This is a genomic window from Glycomyces buryatensis, from assembly GCF_004912275.1.
GTDB lineage: Bacteria > Actinomycetota > Actinomycetes > Mycobacteriales > Micromonosporaceae > Glycomyces > Glycomyces buryatensis.
In genome coordinates, this window is sequence record NZ_STGY01000071.1 from 134,338 (window position 1) to 149,796 (window position 15,459).

The 15,459-nt window shown below is 68.7% G+C and carries 17 protein-coding genes; 5 read left to right on the forward strand and 12 right to left on the reverse strand.

The window, feature by feature from the left end; translation table 11 throughout:
• Positions 1-76 precede the first annotated feature (76 nt).
• The 6 genes from FAB82_RS21110 to FAB82_RS21135 form a co-directional block, all read right to left on the reverse strand.
• On the reverse strand, positions 77-556 hold the full coding sequence (locus FAB82_RS21110) for a hypothetical protein (protein WP_136536529.1): 480 nt from the start codon (positions 554-556) through the stop codon (positions 77-79).
• Between the two features lie 158 nt (positions 557-714).
• On the reverse strand, positions 715-1,167 hold the full coding sequence (locus tag FAB82_RS21115; protein WP_136536530.1) for an SPW repeat protein: 453 nt from the start codon (positions 1,165-1,167) through the stop codon (positions 715-717).
• Between the two features lie 120 nt (positions 1,168-1,287).
• Complete coding sequence (locus FAB82_RS21120; protein WP_136536585.1) at positions 1,288-2,403, reverse strand: glycosyltransferase family 4 protein; 1,116 nt, start codon at positions 2,401-2,403, stop codon at positions 1,288-1,290.
• A gap of 8 nt (positions 2,404-2,411) precedes the next feature.
• Positions 2,412-3,323 carry a phosphatidylinositol mannoside acyltransferase gene (locus FAB82_RS21125; protein ID WP_136536531.1) on the reverse strand — a complete coding sequence of 304 codons (912 nt, stop codon included), beginning with the start codon at positions 3,321-3,323 and terminating at the stop codon, positions 2,412-2,414.
• Positions 3,316-3,945: a phosphatidylinositol phosphate synthase gene (pgsA, locus tag FAB82_RS21130; protein ID WP_136536532.1), complete on the reverse strand. Its 630-nt coding sequence runs from the start codon at positions 3,943-3,945 to the stop codon at positions 3,316-3,318. Before pgsA ends, FAB82_RS21125 begins: the two co-directional genes overlap by 8 nt.
• An 83-nt stretch (positions 3,946-4,028) precedes the next feature.
• The gene (locus FAB82_RS21135; RefSeq protein ID WP_246039749.1) at positions 4,029-4,574 is read right to left on the reverse strand and encodes an HIT family protein; all 546 of its coding nucleotides are present in this window, start codon (positions 4,572-4,574) and stop codon (positions 4,029-4,031) included.
• Positions 4,575-4,656: 82 nt separating this feature from the next.
• Between FAB82_RS21135 and FAB82_RS21140 the strand changes: the two genes are divergently transcribed.
• Entirely contained in the window at positions 4,657-6,150 is a 1,494-nt protein-coding gene (locus tag FAB82_RS21140; protein ID WP_136536533.1) for a potassium/proton antiporter, read from the forward strand.
• 79 nt (positions 6,151-6,229) lie between these two features.
• On the opposite strand, the gene thrS is transcribed toward FAB82_RS21140, so the two are convergent.
• On the reverse strand, positions 6,230-8,251 hold the full coding sequence (thrS, locus tag FAB82_RS21145) for a threonine--tRNA ligase (RefSeq protein WP_136536534.1): 2,022 nt from the start codon (positions 8,249-8,251) through the stop codon (positions 6,230-6,232).
• A gap of 175 nt (positions 8,252-8,426) precedes the next feature.
• On the opposite strand from thrS, the gene FAB82_RS21150 reads away from it, so the two are divergent.
• On the forward strand, positions 8,427-8,894 hold the full coding sequence (locus tag FAB82_RS21150) for a MerR family transcriptional regulator (RefSeq protein WP_136536535.1): 468 nt from the start codon (positions 8,427-8,429) through the stop codon (positions 8,892-8,894).
• 167 nt (positions 8,895-9,061) lie between these two features.
• Here the strand turns inward: FAB82_RS21150 and FAB82_RS21155 are convergent, their stop codons facing one another.
• From FAB82_RS21155 to FAB82_RS21165, 3 genes are all read right to left on the reverse strand, one after another.
• Positions 9,062-10,027: an NAD(P)H-quinone oxidoreductase gene (locus FAB82_RS21155; RefSeq protein WP_136536536.1), complete on the reverse strand. Its 966-nt coding sequence runs from the start codon at positions 10,025-10,027 to the stop codon at positions 9,062-9,064.
• A 23-nt stretch (positions 10,028-10,050) separates the two neighbouring features.
• A complete protein-coding gene (locus tag FAB82_RS21160; protein WP_136536537.1) occupies positions 10,051-11,028 on the reverse strand; it encodes an NAD(P)/FAD-dependent oxidoreductase in 978 nt (325 codons plus the stop codon).
• A gap of 108 nt (positions 11,029-11,136) precedes the next feature.
• Positions 11,137-12,279, reverse strand: coding sequence for an alkaline phosphatase PhoX (locus tag FAB82_RS21165; protein ID WP_136536538.1), 1,143 nt, complete (start codon positions 12,277-12,279; stop codon positions 11,137-11,139).
• A 251-nt stretch (positions 12,280-12,530) separates the two neighbouring features.
• Between FAB82_RS21165 and FAB82_RS28455 the strand changes: the two genes are divergently transcribed.
• From FAB82_RS28455 to FAB82_RS21175, 3 genes are read left to right on the forward strand one after another with little or no spacing between them, the layout of a single operon-like run.
• The gene (locus FAB82_RS28455; RefSeq protein ID WP_281276932.1) at positions 12,531-12,656 is read left to right on the forward strand and encodes a hypothetical protein; all 126 of its coding nucleotides are present in this window, start codon (positions 12,531-12,533) and stop codon (positions 12,654-12,656) included.
• Positions 12,653-13,687: a GDP-mannose 4,6-dehydratase gene (gene gmd / locus FAB82_RS21170; RefSeq protein ID WP_246039750.1), complete on the forward strand. Its 1,035-nt coding sequence runs from the start codon at positions 12,653-12,655 to the stop codon at positions 13,685-13,687. The genes FAB82_RS28455 and gmd overlap by 4 nt, the downstream gene beginning before the upstream one ends.
• A gap of 58 nt (positions 13,688-13,745) precedes the next feature.
• On the forward strand, positions 13,746-14,582 hold the full coding sequence (locus FAB82_RS21175; protein ID WP_136536540.1) for an aldo/keto reductase: 837 nt from the start codon (positions 13,746-13,748) through the stop codon (positions 14,580-14,582).
• Between the two features lie 73 nt (positions 14,583-14,655).
• Here FAB82_RS21175 and FAB82_RS21180 read toward each other — a convergent pair whose 3' ends face one another.
• Together FAB82_RS21180 and FAB82_RS21185 are read right to left on the reverse strand one after the other, a co-directional pair.
• The gene (locus FAB82_RS21180; RefSeq protein ID WP_136536541.1) at positions 14,656-14,955 is read right to left on the reverse strand and encodes a winged helix-turn-helix domain-containing protein; all 300 of its coding nucleotides are present in this window, start codon (positions 14,953-14,955) and stop codon (positions 14,656-14,658) included.
• Positions 14,952-15,407 carry a hypothetical protein gene (locus FAB82_RS21185; RefSeq protein ID WP_136536542.1) on the reverse strand — a complete coding sequence of 152 codons (456 nt, stop codon included), beginning with the start codon at positions 15,405-15,407 and terminating at the stop codon, positions 14,952-14,954. Before FAB82_RS21185 ends, FAB82_RS21180 begins: the two co-directional genes overlap by 4 nt.
• Between the last annotated feature and the right edge of the window lie 52 nt (positions 15,408-15,459).

The following is a 15,459-nucleotide window of genomic DNA, read 5'->3' on the forward strand; positions in this document are numbered from 1 at the left end:
TCACAGGCCCCTTGATACAGACAGGCACCGGGCACCTCACTGAGTCCGGCTCAGCAGGCACCGGGAGGCCCAGAACTCACTGGACGGGGTCTTCGATGTCCCAGTACTGGGGGCGCGGAAGCCGGTGGTGGAGACGCAGTAGTACGGCCATCGGCAGGGAGCGGGAGGCGACGGCGTCGCGCACGAAGTCAGTGTGGATCTGACGGGCCAGGGCGACGCGGCGGTTGGCCGCCTCGAGGTCGTCGGCCCAGGCCGGGTCGGGATGCAGTTCCCGCAGGGCGCGGGTGAGGTCGTTCTCGGCGTACTCGCGCAGCTCGCGCTGGCGCTGGGTCTCGGCGGGGACGGCCACGACCGACAATGCCAGGGCGACAACCTCATCGAAGCCGGGCTGGCCGACGAACTTGAGGACGGTCTCGGCGCGGTCGTCGAGCTTATTGAGCAGGGCGGACTCGGAGGTGCGGGCGCGGCGGTGCAGCCGTTCGACCCGCGTGACCGTCCAGGTCGCATAGGCGCCGACGGCGGCCACGATCGCTACCAGGACTGCCAACCACCACATCGCGCTCATCGTAATGCGCCCCGACTCGCCGTCGGGTGCTGGTGCTTCGCAAGCGGATGCGGCTCACCCATCCAGAAACGCCCGCGGCCGGCTCGGTCCCCGGGAGGACCGCGCCGGCGCGGGCGTCGTGTCGTGGTTCGATCTCTCCGCTACACGGCTCAGCCAGGTGCAGGCGAACCGTTGTTGTGTCGGGTTCTGACCTGCCAGGCCGCCATGAGGCCGAGCAGGAACGCCAGCGCACCGACGATGAAGTTGCTCCAGATGGCTTCCGTGCTGGGGCTCGTAGCGATGACCCAGGGCGAGAAGAACATCCAGACACCGATCGCACACATGGCCCAGCTCATGCCGTACATGCGCTCTGGGGCCACGGTGAATCCTAGTGCGAGCAGCCCGATCGCGATACCGATGACCAGGTTGTGCGTCGCCAGAGTTGCCTCAGCGGCCGAGAATCCGACCACCCAGGGCGAGATGACGCAGTACAGACCGACGAGGAAAACCGGGGCGTCAATGAACGCCACGTCCCGCCGTCCCATCATGCGGTCGTATCGGGCTCCCATTTCGCGGACGTCTGGGTGACCCTTCAGGTCACCCCTGTGTGAGACATCGGCCATCCGACTGCCCTCCGTTCGATCCGTGCGCGTGCGATTGCACGGGGATACACGCATCGCCAATTCTCAGTATGGACCTTTCGGCACTCAGAGTAAAGAGTCAGTAACTCTCAGATTCGGGCACTAGCGGCGTTCGGCCCCGGCCTCGATGGCGGCGCGGTAGACCTCCAGGACACGGCCGGCCACCTCGGGCCAGTCGTAGCGGCGGACCCAGTCGTTCGCGCGATCGACGTAGACCGCGCGCGCTTCGGCGTCGTCCAGCAGCTCGCCGGCCTTGGCGGCCAGGTCGGCGGCGTCGCCCATGGCGAACAGCCCGCCGGCTCGGCCGTCGTCCAGGACGCTCTTGAACGCCTCGATATCGGAGGCGAGCACGCAGGTGCCGGCGGCCATCGCCTCGGTGAGGATCATGCCGAAGGACTCGCCGCCGGTATTGGGGGCGACGTAGAGGTCGACGCCGGCGAGCATCGCGGCCTTCTCCTCCTCCGAGACGGCGCCGAGGAAGCGGACCCGGGCCGCGACCTCTGGGTCGAGCCCGGCCATGGCGGCCTCGCGGTCGCCCCGGCCCACCACGAGCAGGTGCAGGTCGGGACGTTCGGCTGCCAGCTGCGCGAAGGCGTCACGGAGGATGCCGAAGCCCTTGCGGGGCTCGTCGAAGCGGCCCATGAAGCCGATCGTCGGACCGGCCGGCTTGTCCTTCATCGCCGCGGCCTTGCGGTAGAAGGCGACCGGGACGCCGTTGGGAATCTCGACGGCGCCGCCGCCGAGGTGCTCGACCTGGACTTTGCGGGCGTAAGGGCTGACGGCGATGCGCGCCGACAGGTTCTCCAGCACCAGCTGCGCCATGCGCTTGCCCGCGGCGAGCATCCGGGAGCGGGTGATGGCGGTGTGGAAGGTGGCCACTACCGGGCAGCGGGCGGTGAGCACTGCCAGGCACGACAGGCTCGGGGTGAGCGGCTCGTGGACGTGGATGACGTCGAAGTCGCCCTCGGAGCACCAGCGGCGGACCCGCGCGGCCGAGCGGGGGCCGAAGGCCAGCCGCGCGATCGACCCGTTGTAGGGAACCGCGACGGCCTTGCCGCCGGGGACGACGAAGTCGGGCAGACCGGCAGTCTCCGTCGCCGGGGCGAGGACCGAGACGTCGTGGCCGGCATCGATCAACGTCTCCGCCAGGTCCCGGATGTGGAACTGCACGCCACCGGGAACATCGAAGGAGTACGGGCTGACAATGCCGATCCGCAAGTCCCCCATCAGGACTCCGCTGCGTCGCCGGAATCGGGTGCGGCCGGTGCGAAATCGGCCGGCCAGAACCGCTGCAGCATGTGCCAGTCGGCCGGATGCTCGGCGATGCCCTTCTCAAAGGCATCCGCCATCGCCTGCGTGGTGGAGGCGATCCGCTCGCGCAGCCGCCCGGTGCCGGTGTCGATCGGCCCGGTGATGTGGCAGACCGCCCGGTCGTCCTCGTAGTGGATCGCGGCGGTGTACAGCGGGACGTCATTGCGGATCGCCAGCAGCGCGGGGCCGGAGGGGAACCTGGCGGCCTCGCCGAAGAACTTCACGTCGACGCCGTTCTTGCTCAGGTCGCGGTCGGCGACCAGAGCGACGACGTCGCCGTTCTGCAGGGCATCGGACAGCAGCGCCTGCGGATTGCGGTCGGCCCCGGAGGTCGGGATGATGGTCATGCCCAGCGATTCGCGGTATTCGAGGAAGCGGCGGTAGACGCCCTCGGGCTTGAGCCGTTCGGCGACCGTGGTGAGCCGGTCCCCGGCGTTCTGGGCCGCCCAGGCACCCGCGTAGTCCCAGTTCCCGCAGTGCGGCAGGGCGATGATCGAGCCCTGACCGGCGCGGTGGCGCTGATGCACCGGCTCGTAGCCGTTCATCTCGAAATCGCGGTCCAGGTCCTCGGCGCTCATCGACGGCAGCCGAAACGACTCCATCCAGTAGCGGGCGTACGAGCGCAGCGCGTCGCGCACCAGCTCCTCGTCCACCTCGCCCTCGACCACGCGGGAGAGGTTGCGCCGCAACTGCTGCACCCCGCGGCCGTTCTTGCGCCAGGCCCGGTCGGCGAAGGACCGGCCCAGGCCGACGGCGACGCGCTCGGGCATCAGCCGCACCACGCGCCACGCGGCCAGATAGGAGAGCTCCGTCAACTTCTCACGCATCGACGGACCTCTCGCTCGCGGTGAGCACGGAGCGGGCGTGCACGAGGCGCTGCACGACGGTGATCGTCGTCAGCAACGCCAGCACCGCCATGCCGACCTCCATCGCGTACGGGACGCCGAAGGACTCGGCCAAAACAGCGACACCTGCGAGAATGAGCCGCTCGGGCCGCTCCATGATGCCGACGTCGCACTTCTCCCCGAGGCTCTCGCAGCGGGCCTTGACGTACGAGACGACCTGGGAGCCGACCAGCACTGTCAGCGCCAGCGCGCAGGCGGCGTACCGGTCCTCGGCCAGCGCCCAGTAGGCCAGTCCGGCGAAGATCGCGCCGTCGGCGATGCGGTCGCAGGTCGAGTCGAGCAACGCGCCGAAGCGACTGGTGGTGCCCTGGACGCGGGCGATCGCCCCATCGAGCATGTCGGTGAGCACGGACAGGCCGACGACGATGACGCCGGCGAACAGGTGTCCCTGGGGCAGCAGGAACACCGAGGCGGCGACGACGACCGCGGTGCCGGCGAGCGTGACGGCATTGGCGGACACGCCGAGGCGGATGAGGACCTTGGCCACGGCGTCGACATAGCGTCGCACTCCCGCTCGTCCGGAGGTCCGAAGGAACTTCGCCATGATCTCCTGATTTCTTGGCGTAGCCCAAGTTGGGTGTTCGGGCACGGCTTGGTGGGTTCCTTGACTCTATAGTGCGTACCCGGTTACGACTCCCCCCATGCCGCGGCAAGCTCGGTTCGCGTATCGGCGAGCAGCTGCGGCAGGGTCTTGGTGCGGCCGATGATCGGCATGAAGTTCGCGTCGCCGCCCCAACGGGGCACGATGTGCTGGTGCAGGTGGCCGGCGATGCCGGCCCCGGCGACCTGGCCGAGGTTCATCCCGATGTTGAAGCCGTGCGCGCCCATGTTCGCCCGCAGCAACCGGATGGCGTGCTGTGTGAGCGAACCCATCTCGGCGACCTCGTCGGCGTCGAGGTCGGTGTAGTCGGGCACATGGCGGTACGGGACCACCATCAGGTGTCCCGCGTTGTACGGGTACTTGTTCATCACCACGAACAGGGCCTGGCCTCGGGCGACGATGAGGCCGTCGGCGTCGTCCAGCTTCGGGATCTCGCAGAACGGGCACCCCTCGATGTCCGCGTCGTCTCCGGTGGGTTTGCCCTCGCCCTTGATGTAGGCCATCCGGTGGGGCGTCCACAGTCGCTCGTAACCGTCGGGGACTCCGGATCCTTCGGGTGCTTGTTCGTTCACGGACCCGATCCTAGGCCACAGGCTTCGAGCGCGGAAATGCGACGAAATCCCCGTGACACAACGTATCGGTTAGGCTCCAGGCGTGACGCTGCCGCAGCTGTATCTCGTGCTCCTCATCGGCTGCGCCACCGTGCTCGTCTCCATCGCCGCGATCCGCGCCACCCACCGGCTGGGCCTGCCCGCGCTGCTGATCTTCCTCGGCATCGGCATCGTCCTCGGCGAAGACGTCCTCGGCATCGCCTTCGCGGACTTCGAACTCGCCCAGATCATCGGCACCTTCGCCTTGGCGCTCATCCTCATCGAGGGCGGCCTGTCCACCCGATGGAAGGCCATCTCGGGGCAGTTGGCCCCGGCGAGCATGCTGGCGACGCTCGGGGTGGGCATCAGCGTCGCGGTGGTCGCGTCCGGAGCGCACTACCTGCTCGGATTCTCCTGGCAGACCTCGCTGGTGCTCGGCGCGGTGGTGGCCTCGACCGACGCGGCGGCGGTGTTCTCGGAACTGCGCGGAGTGGGACTGCCGAAGAGGCTCACCGGGACGCTGGAGGCCGAGTCGGGCTTCAACGACGCCCCGGCGATCATCCTCGTGCTGGCGTTCTCATCGGCGGCCGGAATCCCCAGTACCGCGAGCCTGCTCGGCTCGCTGGCCTGGCAGTTGTCTGCGGGCGCGGCGATCGGACTGGCGGTCGGCCTCGGCGGCGCGTGGCTGGTGCGGCGGCTCGCCCTGCCGGTGTCGGGCCTCTACCCCCTCGCCGTGTTCAGCCTCGGACTGGCGGCATTCGCGGCGGCCGGGGCATTGAACGCCTCAGGTTTCATCGCCGCATATCTGGCCGCGCTGATCCTGGGCAATTCGCACCTGCCGCACCGGGCGGCGACGCAGTCGTTCGCGACGGGACTGGGCTGGGTCGCCCAACTGGGCCTGTTCGTCATGCTCGGTCTCCTCGCGAGCCCGTCGAACCTGGCGGACGCGCTGGTCCCCGCACTGATCCTCGGCGCGGTCCTGACGCTGCTGGCGCGCCCGCTCTCGGTCCTGTTGTGCCTCATACCGTTCCGCTTCACGATGCGGGAACAGGCGCTCCTGTCATGGGCGGGCCTGCGCGGGGCGGTGCCGATCGTCTTGGCCACGATCCCCCATTCGGAACAGCTGGCGGGCGCGCAGCAGCTGTGGGACATCGTGTTCATTCTCGTGGTCGTGTTCACCCTGCTCCAGGGCCCGACCCTGCCCTGGGTCGCCAGGCGGCTGGGGCTGACCCGGCCCGAACTGGTCCAGGAGGTCGATATCGAGACCGCGCCGCTGGACGCGGTCGACGGCGAGGTCCTGACGATCACGGTCCCGAAGAAATCGGGTCTGGCGGGCCTGCGGCTGTTCGAGCTGCGGTTGCCGGAGGGCAGTGCGATCGCGGGCGTGGTCCGCGAGAAGCACCTGTTCGTCCCGGAGATGACGGACCGCCTCCGCTCGGAGGACCAGCTCATCGTGATCACCAACCCCCGGCTGCGCGCGGAGACGGAGGACCGTCTGACGGCGCTGGCCAGGGCGGGAAGACTGGCGCGCTGGCTGGGAGAAACCGGCCGCGACTAGGGGTTACGAACCCCCTAGAACGACTCGGACGGCGCCACTGGGAAGCCGGTGACACCGTCCGAACCTGATTCGTCGTCGGCTAGGGCCGGGCCTCGGGTGCCGAGGGGCCCTCGTTGGTACGGGAGTTGATCACCTCGGCCACGTGGGCGATGGCCTCCTCGATCGGGACGCCGTTCTGCTGCGAGCCGTCTCGGTAGCGGAAGCTCATGGTGCCCGCGTTCTGGTCGTCGTCTCCGGCGATGACCATGAACGGGATCTTCTGGAGCTGGGCGTTGCGGACCTTCTTCTGCATGCGGTCGTCGGAGTAGTCGACCTCGCCGCGGATGCCCGCCGCGCGGAGCTTCGCGAAGAAGTCCGCCAGGTATTCGGCGTTCTCGTCGCGGACGGGAATGCCGATCGCCTGAACCGGGGCCAGCCAGGCCGGGAACGCGCCCGCGTAGTGCTCCAGGAGCACGCCGAAGAAGCGCTCGATCGAACCGAACAGGGCCCGGTGGATCATGACCGGCTGCTTGCGGGTGCCGTCGGCCGCCGAGTACTCCAGTTCGAAACGCGCGGGCTGGTTGAAGTCGAGCTGGATGGTCGACATCTGCCAGGTCCGGCCGATGGCGTCCTTGGCCTGCACCGAGATCTTCGGGCCGTAGAAGGCCGCGCCGCCCGGGTCAGGCACGAGATCGAGCCCGGAGGCTTCGGCGACCTCGCGCAGGGTGGCGGTGGCCGACTCCCACAGGGCGTCGTCGCCGATGAACTTCGGCGAGTCGTCCTTGGTGGACAGCTCCAGATAGAAGTCGTTGAGCCCGTAGTCGTTCAGCAGTTCCAGCACGAACTGCAGCAGGCTCGCGATCTCTCCGGGTGCCTGCTCCTCGGTGCAGTAGATGTGCGCGTCGTCCATGGTCAGACCGCGGACACGGGTGAGGCCGTGGACCACGCCGGACTTCTCGTACCGGTACACCGCCCCGAACTCCGACAGGCGCAGCGGCAGCTCCCGGTAGGAGCGTCCCCTCGACTGGAAGATCAGGTTGTGCATCGGGCAGTTCATGGACTTGAGGTAGTAGTCCGCGCCCTCGAACTCCATCGGCGGGAACATCGAGTCCGCGTAGTACGGCAGGTGGCCGGAGGTCTCGAACAGGACCGACTTGGTGATGTGCGGGGTGTTGACCAGCTCGTACCCGGCCTGCTTCTGGCGCTCGCGCAGGTAGGACTCCATCTCCTGGCGGATGATGCCGCCCTTGGGGTGGAACACCGGCAGGCCCGAGCCCAGCTCGTCGGGGAACGAGAACAGGTCGAGCTGCTGCCCCAGCTTGCGGTGGTCGCGCTTCTCGGCCTCCGCGAGACGGGCCAGGTAGTCCTTCTGCTCGGCCAGGGACGGCCAGGCGGTCCCGTAGATGCGCTGGAGCTGCGGGTTCTTCTCCGAACCCATCCAGTACGCGGCCGCCGAGCGCATCAGCTTGAGCGAGCCGATCAACTTGGTCGACGGCAGGTGCGGGCCCCGGCACAGGTCCGACCAGCAGCGCTCGCCGGTCTTGGGATTGATGTTGTCGTAGGCGGTGAGTTCGCCGCCGCCGACCTCCATGACCTCGTCGGCGTCGGTGCCCTCGCCCTTGGTCTCGATGAGTTCGAGCTTGTAGGGCTGGTCGGCCAGCTCGGCACGGGCCTCGTCGAGCGACGCGTACATGCGGCGCTCGAAGGTCTGCCCCTGCTTGACGATCTGGAGCATCCGCTTCTCGATCTGCTTCAGGTCATCGGGGGTGAACGGCTCGGCCACGTCGAAGTCGTAGTAGAAGCCGTCGGTCACCGGCGGGCCGATGCCCAGCTTGGCCTGGTGCAGCTCCTGCACCGCCTGCGCCAGGACGTGCGCGGCGGAGTGGCGCATGACGTTCAGCCCGTCGGGGCTGTTCAGCGCCACGGGCTCGACCTTCGCGTCGGCCTCGGGGGCCCAGGCGAGGTCGCGCAGCCGGCCCTCGGAGTCGCGGACCACCACGATCGCGGCCGGTCCATTGGCGGGAAGTCCGGCCGCGGCCACCGCGTCGGCGCACGTAGTGCCAGCCGTCACCCAAAGCGGTTCGACGACGGCTGGACTGTTGTTCGGCGCTGCGGATGCCACGGTTCTCCCTCGATCACGTTCGGCCGGGAATGCTCCCGACGCTGCATATTCGCGTCAATGGTAGTCGCCGGTGCCGCTCGGACTCCAACGCATTAGCCCCGGCGTGAGGCGAGTTGAAAAATACTTCACTCGCGGGCTTGACCTTGGAGCCGACTCCAAGGTTTATGTTCGATGCATGACCACCACAGCCGTCACCTGGACGGTCGGGAAGCTGGCCGAATCGGTCGGTGTCTCGGCCGACACCATCCGCTACTGGGAACGCGAGGGCCTGCTGCCGCCGCCCGAGCGCAGCCCCTCCGGATACCGCCGCTACGGCGAGTCCGAACTCGACCGGGCCCGCTTCGTGCGCACCTGCCAGCGCGCGGGACTGCGGTTGTCCGACATCGCCGATCTGCTCGCCGTGCGCGACACGGGGGTCTGCCCGTGCGAACCGGCCGAGCAGCACCTGGAGCGGCGCATCGGCGAGGTGACCGCCGAGATCGCGCGCCTTGAAGGGCTGCGCCACCAGCTGACGTTGATGCTGCGGGCCGTCGAGGAGGGCGACTGCGGGCAGCCGCTGCCCGAGAACTGGTGCCCTCCGGGCTCGGCGACGCTTGCGGAGCCGTCGATGTGCACTGAGGTCAAGGGAGGTGAATGCGAATGAACACGGAAGCGTGCTGCACCTGTTGCGACGATGCCACCTGCCAGTGTGGCGGCGAAGCCTGTTGCCAAGGCTGCTGCGAGAAGTAAGTCCCCCGAAACGGCTGCGGCCCGCTGAGCGCTCAGCGGGCCGTCTGCGTGCGGCCGAGTAGCCGGGCCTGTCCTTTTCGGCTACTCGACCGTGAGGACGGTCTTGCCGTAGCCGCCTCCGGCCGCCATGCGCCGGTGGGCCTCGGCGGCCTCCTTCAGCGGCAGGCGGGTGGTGATGGTGGTTTCGAGTTCGGCCCGGTCGAGCAGCGGCCAGACGCGTTCGAAGACGTCCGCGACGATCTGGCGGCGCTGGTCCAACGGTCGAGAGCGCAGTGTGGACGCGCTGACAGTCTGGCGCTTGGTGAGCAGTGCGCCCAGATCGATCTCGGCCTTGGCGCCCTTCTGGAGGCCGATGATGGACAGTCGGCCATCGGTGTTGAGGGCCTTGAGGTTCGGCTCCAAGTAGGCCGCGCCGATGACGTCGAGGATGGCGTCGGCGCCTCCGGCGGCGCGGATCTCGGCGGAGAAGTCCTCGGTGCGGTAGTCGATGACGCGGTCGGCTCCGAGCCCTTCGAGCTGGCGCCGCCATTCGGAGCGGGCGGTGGTCCAGGTTTCGGCGCCGAGGAGCTTGTGCGCGAACTGGATCGCGAAGGTGCCGATGCCGCCGGCGCCGCCGTGAATGAGGACGCGGCGCTTGGCGGGGTGGTCCTGTCCGACCAGGTAGCCGAGGTTGGAGTAGACGGTGGCGGCGACCTCGGGCAGGCCGGCCGCGTCGATCAGGTCCACGCCTTCCGGTTTGGGCAGGATCAGTCCGGCGTCGACGGTGACCAGTTCGGCGTAGCCGCCGCCGGGCAGCAGCGCGCACACCTCCAGGCCGACCAGGCCGGAGTTCTCGTCGCTGCCAGCGGCGATGATCGTGCCGGAGACTTCGAGTCCGGGCCAGACGGGGGCGCCGGGCGGGGGCGGGTAGTGGCCGGCGACCTGGGCGAGGTCGGCGCGGTTGAGGCCGGCGGCGGCGACCTCGATGAGCACTTCTTCGGGTCCCGGCTCGGGGTCGGGGACCGTGTCGGGGGCGAGTTTCCCGTCAGCGACGGTCATGGCAAGCATTTCCGAATACTAGGACTTTCGGGTCACGGGTTCTCACTCGAGTGGCCGGGGAACAGGTGCGCCTCGGGATCGAGGGCGACGGCGGCATTGTTGACGGCGGTGGCGGCCTCGCCGAAGCCGGTCGCGATGAGACGCACTTTCCCGACGTACTGGGCGATGTCACCGGCGGCGAAGACTCTGTGGAGGTTGGTGGCCATCGTGGAGTCGACTGTGATGCAGCGCTTCTCGATTTCGAGACCCCATTCGGTCAGGGGTCCGAGGTCGGCGGTGAAGCCGAGCGCGGCGACGACGGTGTCCGCGGGGAGGTAGCGCGTCTCGTCGTCGCCCGCGATGTCGATCTCGATGCCCGTGACGTGGTCGGTTCCTCGCATGGCTCTGACCTGGGCATTGACAATGATGGGGACGCCGAGTTCGCGGACGCGCTCGACGGTGGCCTGGTGGGCGCGGAACTTCTCGCGGCGATGGACGATGGTGACGCTGCCGGCGATCGGGTGGAGCGCCTGGGCCCAGTCGAAGGCGGAGTCGCCCCCGCCGACGATGACGACGTCCTGCCCGGCGTGGGCGGCCAGCTCGGGAACGAAGTAGACGACGCCCTCGCCGGTGAAATCCGCGGCGGCGGGCAGGGGCCGGGAGGTGAAACTGCCGAGCCCGCCGGTGATGAGGACGGCCTTGGCCTGGACGCGGGTGCCGTCATCGAATTCGAGCAGGGGTGAACCGTCTTCGTAGTGGAGCTTTTCCGCCCGGTGGCCGAGCAGGTAGGACGGTTCGAAGGCGGCGGCCTGGCGCACCAGGTTGTCGACCAGGTCTCTGCCCCTGATCTCGGGGAAGCCGGCCACGTCGTAGATGAGTTTCTCGGGGTACATCGCGGTGATCTGGCCGCCCGCCTCCGGCAGCGCGTCGGCGACCACTGTGGATAGCCCGCGGAATCCGGCGTAGTAGGCGGCGAACAGGCCGGTGGGGCCGGCTCCGACTATCGCCAGATCGACTGTGAGGACAGGCATGCGTGGTCACCGACTCCGTTGTCCGACTGGTCACTTCGACTCATCGTAGCGACCGGGAGGACCTGGTGGGGGCTTCACGGACAGCCGGTTCCGCGAAGCCCCTGATGTCTAACGGAACGAACCGGTCACTTCGTAGGTGATCCCGCCGGAGCTGGAGCCGGAGGTGCCGCGCTGCGACGAGAAGTAGAGGCGGTCCCCCGCCGGGTTGAAGGCGGGCCCGCAGATCTCGGAGCCGCTCTGGCCGGTGATGCGCAGGAACGGGGCCACGATGTCGTCGGGGGTGATGATGCAGATTTCCATATTGCCGCCGTCTTCGGCGACGAACAGGTCGCCGGAGCCGCTGGTGCCGGTGATGTTGTCGACGCCGGTCAGCGGCGGATTCGGGGTGAGGCCGTCGTCGTAGACGGTCGCGAGGGTGTTCGCTACGGCGTCGTAGGCCCAGACCTTGTTGTCGCCCTTGGTGGTGAAGAAGCAGATGCCCCCGGCGTAGTAGCAGCCCTCACCGCCGTTGAAGCGCTTGGTGTTCGAGACCTGGTTGCGGGTGGCGGTCGGGGAGCCGTCGGGGTCGGGCACGGGCTTCCAGGACAGGGCCCCGCCCGATTCGGTGAGCACCTGGAGGGTGCCGCTGGCGAGGTTGCCCCAGGTGGAGGGGACGAAGCGGTAGAAGGCGCCGTCGGAGACGTCCTCGGTCAGGTAGATGACCTGGCGGTCGGCATCGCAGGCGGCGGCCTCGTGCTTGAAGCGGCCCATGGCGGGGCGCTGCGACGCGGCGTCGGTGCCGTACGGGTCGGTCTCGTAGACGTAGCCGCGATCGACCTCCTCGCAGGACAGCCAGGTGTCCCACGGGGTGGCGCCCCCGGCGCAGTTGTTACGAGTGCCGCTCAGGATGCTGTAGGCGTCCACGACCTGGGCGGAGGAGTCGAAGCGGAGGGCACCGGCCCCGCCCGCGCTGGAGATCTCGCAGTTGGAGGTGTAGATCCACCCGTTGCCGTCGGCGAAGCAGGCGCCGCCGTCGGGCGCGCCGTGCCAGGTGTAGGAGGTGCCGGGGACGGTCTGGGAGGAGCGGGCGACGATGCGGGAGGTGAATCCGGCGGGCAGCCGGATGCCATTGGCGTCCGCCGACTGGAGGGATCCGTAGGGGCTCGGTCCGGTTTGGGCAGGGTAGGCGAAGGAGGGTCCGGTCATGGTGAAGCCGAAGGCGACCGATCCGGCGCCGACCACCGCGGCGCGCATGACGTTCCGTCGTTTCATGGGGCAAGTCCTCACTTACGAAGGTGCACAGCCATTTCACTGCTTCCCGACACCTTATTGACCCGATGAAACGATTCGCCCAATCTGACGCGACCTCGACGTGTCGCTGGGTTGACCGGGGCGGGAACGGCTTTTGAGGGACCCTGTCGCGCCGCCCGCTTTGGCCCGGTACCGGCAATTCCGCATGCCGGGCAGGTGCCGAAGGGCTGCATTAGACTTGGGAACCGCACCCGGGACAGGAAGGCGGATCGATGCCGACGGCAGCGAAGGACCCTCAGGCGGAACGGCCCAAGCGCCGCGTCGGCCACCCCCGCCTCACCCCCGACGCGGGCGACGGCGACCCGCGCGGCCGGCTGCTCGCGGCGGCCGCCGCGTGAGCGCCGGAACCGTGGAGGGGCAGGGCGCCGCGATCGGGCGCGCCAAGACCGCGCTGATCACCGGGATCACCGGGCAGGACGGCTCGTATCTGGCCGAACTGCTGCTGTCCAGGGGCTACGAGGTCCACGGGATCGTCCGGCAGGCCTCGTCCCTGATCGCCAACACCTCCCGGCTCGCCTCGGTCTACCAGGACCCCCACGAGTCGGGGCGCCGCCTCTTCCTCCACAAGGGCGATGTCACCGACGCCGGGCTGCTGGTCAACCTCATCCGCGACACCCGGCCCGACGAGATCTACAACCTGGCCGCCCAGAGCCACGTGCAGGTCAGTTTCGAGCTGCCCGACTACACCGCGAACGTCACCGCGCTCGGCGCGATCCGCCTGCTCGAAGCGGTGCGGGCCTCGGGCATCGCCACTCGGATCTACCAGGCCTCCACTTCGGAGATGTTCGGCCTGACCGCCCCGCCGCAGAGTGAGACGACCGTCTTCCACCCCCGCAGTCCCTACGGCGTCTCGAAGCTGTTCGCGCACTGGGCGACGGTCAACTACCGCGAGTCGTACGGCATGTTCTGCGTCAGCGGGATCGCCTTCAACCACGAGAGCCCCCGCCGCGGGGAGACCTTCGTGACCCGCAAGATCACCCGCGCAGTCGCCCGGATCGCGGCCGGCCTGGAGAAGCACGTCTACCTGGGCAATCTCGACGCCGTCCGGGACTGGGGCTATGCGCCCGAGTACGTCGAGGCGATGTGGATGATGCTCCAGCACGACGAACCGGTCGACTATGTGCTCGCGACCGGGCACGCGGCGACGGTCCGCGACTTCCTGGAGGCCGCGTTCTCGCACGCGGGACTCGACTGGCACGACCACGTCAGGCACGACGACCGCTACGAACGCCCCGCCGACGTGCCCGAGCTGATCGGCGACCCGGCCAAGATCGAGCGCGAGATCGGCTGGAAGGCCAGGGTCCACTGGGACGAACTCGCCCGCATCATGGTCGACGCCGACCGGGCCCAACTCGCCGCGGACGGGTGAGATTTCGAACCCCCGATTCGGCATTGGGAACCGCGATCCGGTGGCTACCATCGCCGATATGACTGATCTTCGCGCACCGTTCCAGCTCAATGACGGCGTTGCCATGCCCCGCATCGGCTACGGCACCTACAAGGTCGGCGACGACGAGGCCCAGCGGGCCGTCGAGGCGGCGCTGACCACCGGATACCGCCTCGTCGACACCGCTGAGATGTACGGAAACGAGGTGGGCGTCGGCCGCGCGATCAACGGTTCCGACGTCGCCCGCGAGGACGTGTTCCTGACGACCAAGGTCTGGAACGACCACCACGGGTCGGACCAGGCCCGCGCGGCGCTCGAAGCCTCGCTCGAACGCCTCGGCACCGACTACCTGGACCTGTATCTGATCCACTGGCCCTCACCCAAGCAGGGCCTGTACGTCGAGACGTTCGAGTCGCTGCTCAAGGCCAAGGAAGAGGGCCTGATCCGCTCGGCCGGGGTCTCGAACTTCCTGCCCGAGCACCTCGAACGCCTCCACGCCGAGACCGGAGTCTGGCCCTCGGTCAACCAGGTCGAGCTGCACCCGTACTTCAATCAGGCCCCGCTGCGCTCATGGCATGCCGAGCGGGGCATCGCGACCGAGTCGTGGGGGCCGCTGGGCCAGCGCACCGGCTCGGTCCTCGCCGAGCCCGCCGTCACCGCCGCGGCCGAGGCCCACGGGAAGAGCCCGGGCCAGGTGGTCATCCGCTGGCACCTGCAGAACGGCTGCGTCGTGATCCCCAAGTCCGCCAAGGAGAGCCGCATCGCCGAGAACTTCGACGTGTTCGACTTCGCGCTGACGAAGGCCGAGATGGAGGCGATCGACGCGCTGGAGACCGGAAAGCGGCAGGGCATCGATCCCGGGAGCAATGAACGCTGAGGTCAGGGCACGAAGGGGGGCGCGGGGCATTCGCCTCGCGCCCTTTTGCCATGCCGCACTTCCCGGCCCGGCACTACAGGCTGACGCCGTCGGCGAGCCGCCGGAGTTCCGCGACATGCCCGGCGAAGGCGTCCTTGCCGGCCGGCGTGAGCGAGGCCCAGGTGCGGGTCCGCCCCTTGGAGGGCGACTTGCTGACACCGACGTAGCCGGCCTCTTCCAGCGCACGGAGCTGCTTGCTGAGCACCGAGTCGCTGACGCCGAGTTCATCGCGCAGGACGGCGAATTCGACCTCGGGCATCGCCGAGAGCATCGAGCAGATCCGCAACCGGTTGGGCGCGTGGATGATCTCGTCGAACTCGGGTTTGCGGCTCATGCCGCTTCCCGCAGGTCGGCACGCAGGACCTTGTCGAATTGGCGGCCCCAGACCGTGGTGTACACGGCGATGACGAGGCCGGTGATCGGCGTGAACCAGCGGAGTTCCATGCCGATGCTGAAGGCCGCTCCGACGATCCCGATGACGAGGAGGACCACGACGAAGCGAAAGAGGCTGCGGCGGGACTTCGGTCCGGCCTCGTAGCCATTGATCCACACGCCGGCCACGCGGCGGTAGGTGTAGACGAGACCGACGAGTCCCGCCGTGTAGACGACGAGCAGCACCGAGAAGTGGACGCCGCCGGTGACGGCGGCGACCAGCCCGCCGACGAGGACGCCGAGGGCCGGGTGGTACCACCACGGGGTGTAGAGCCGGTCGGCGATGTCCGATCGGGACTGCTGGACGGAATCGAGGGCCGCTTGGGCCTCTTGGGGATTCACGCTACTTTCCATGACGGAAAGTCTACCTGACGACTTTCCATCTTGGCAAGTCGGCGGGAAAGAT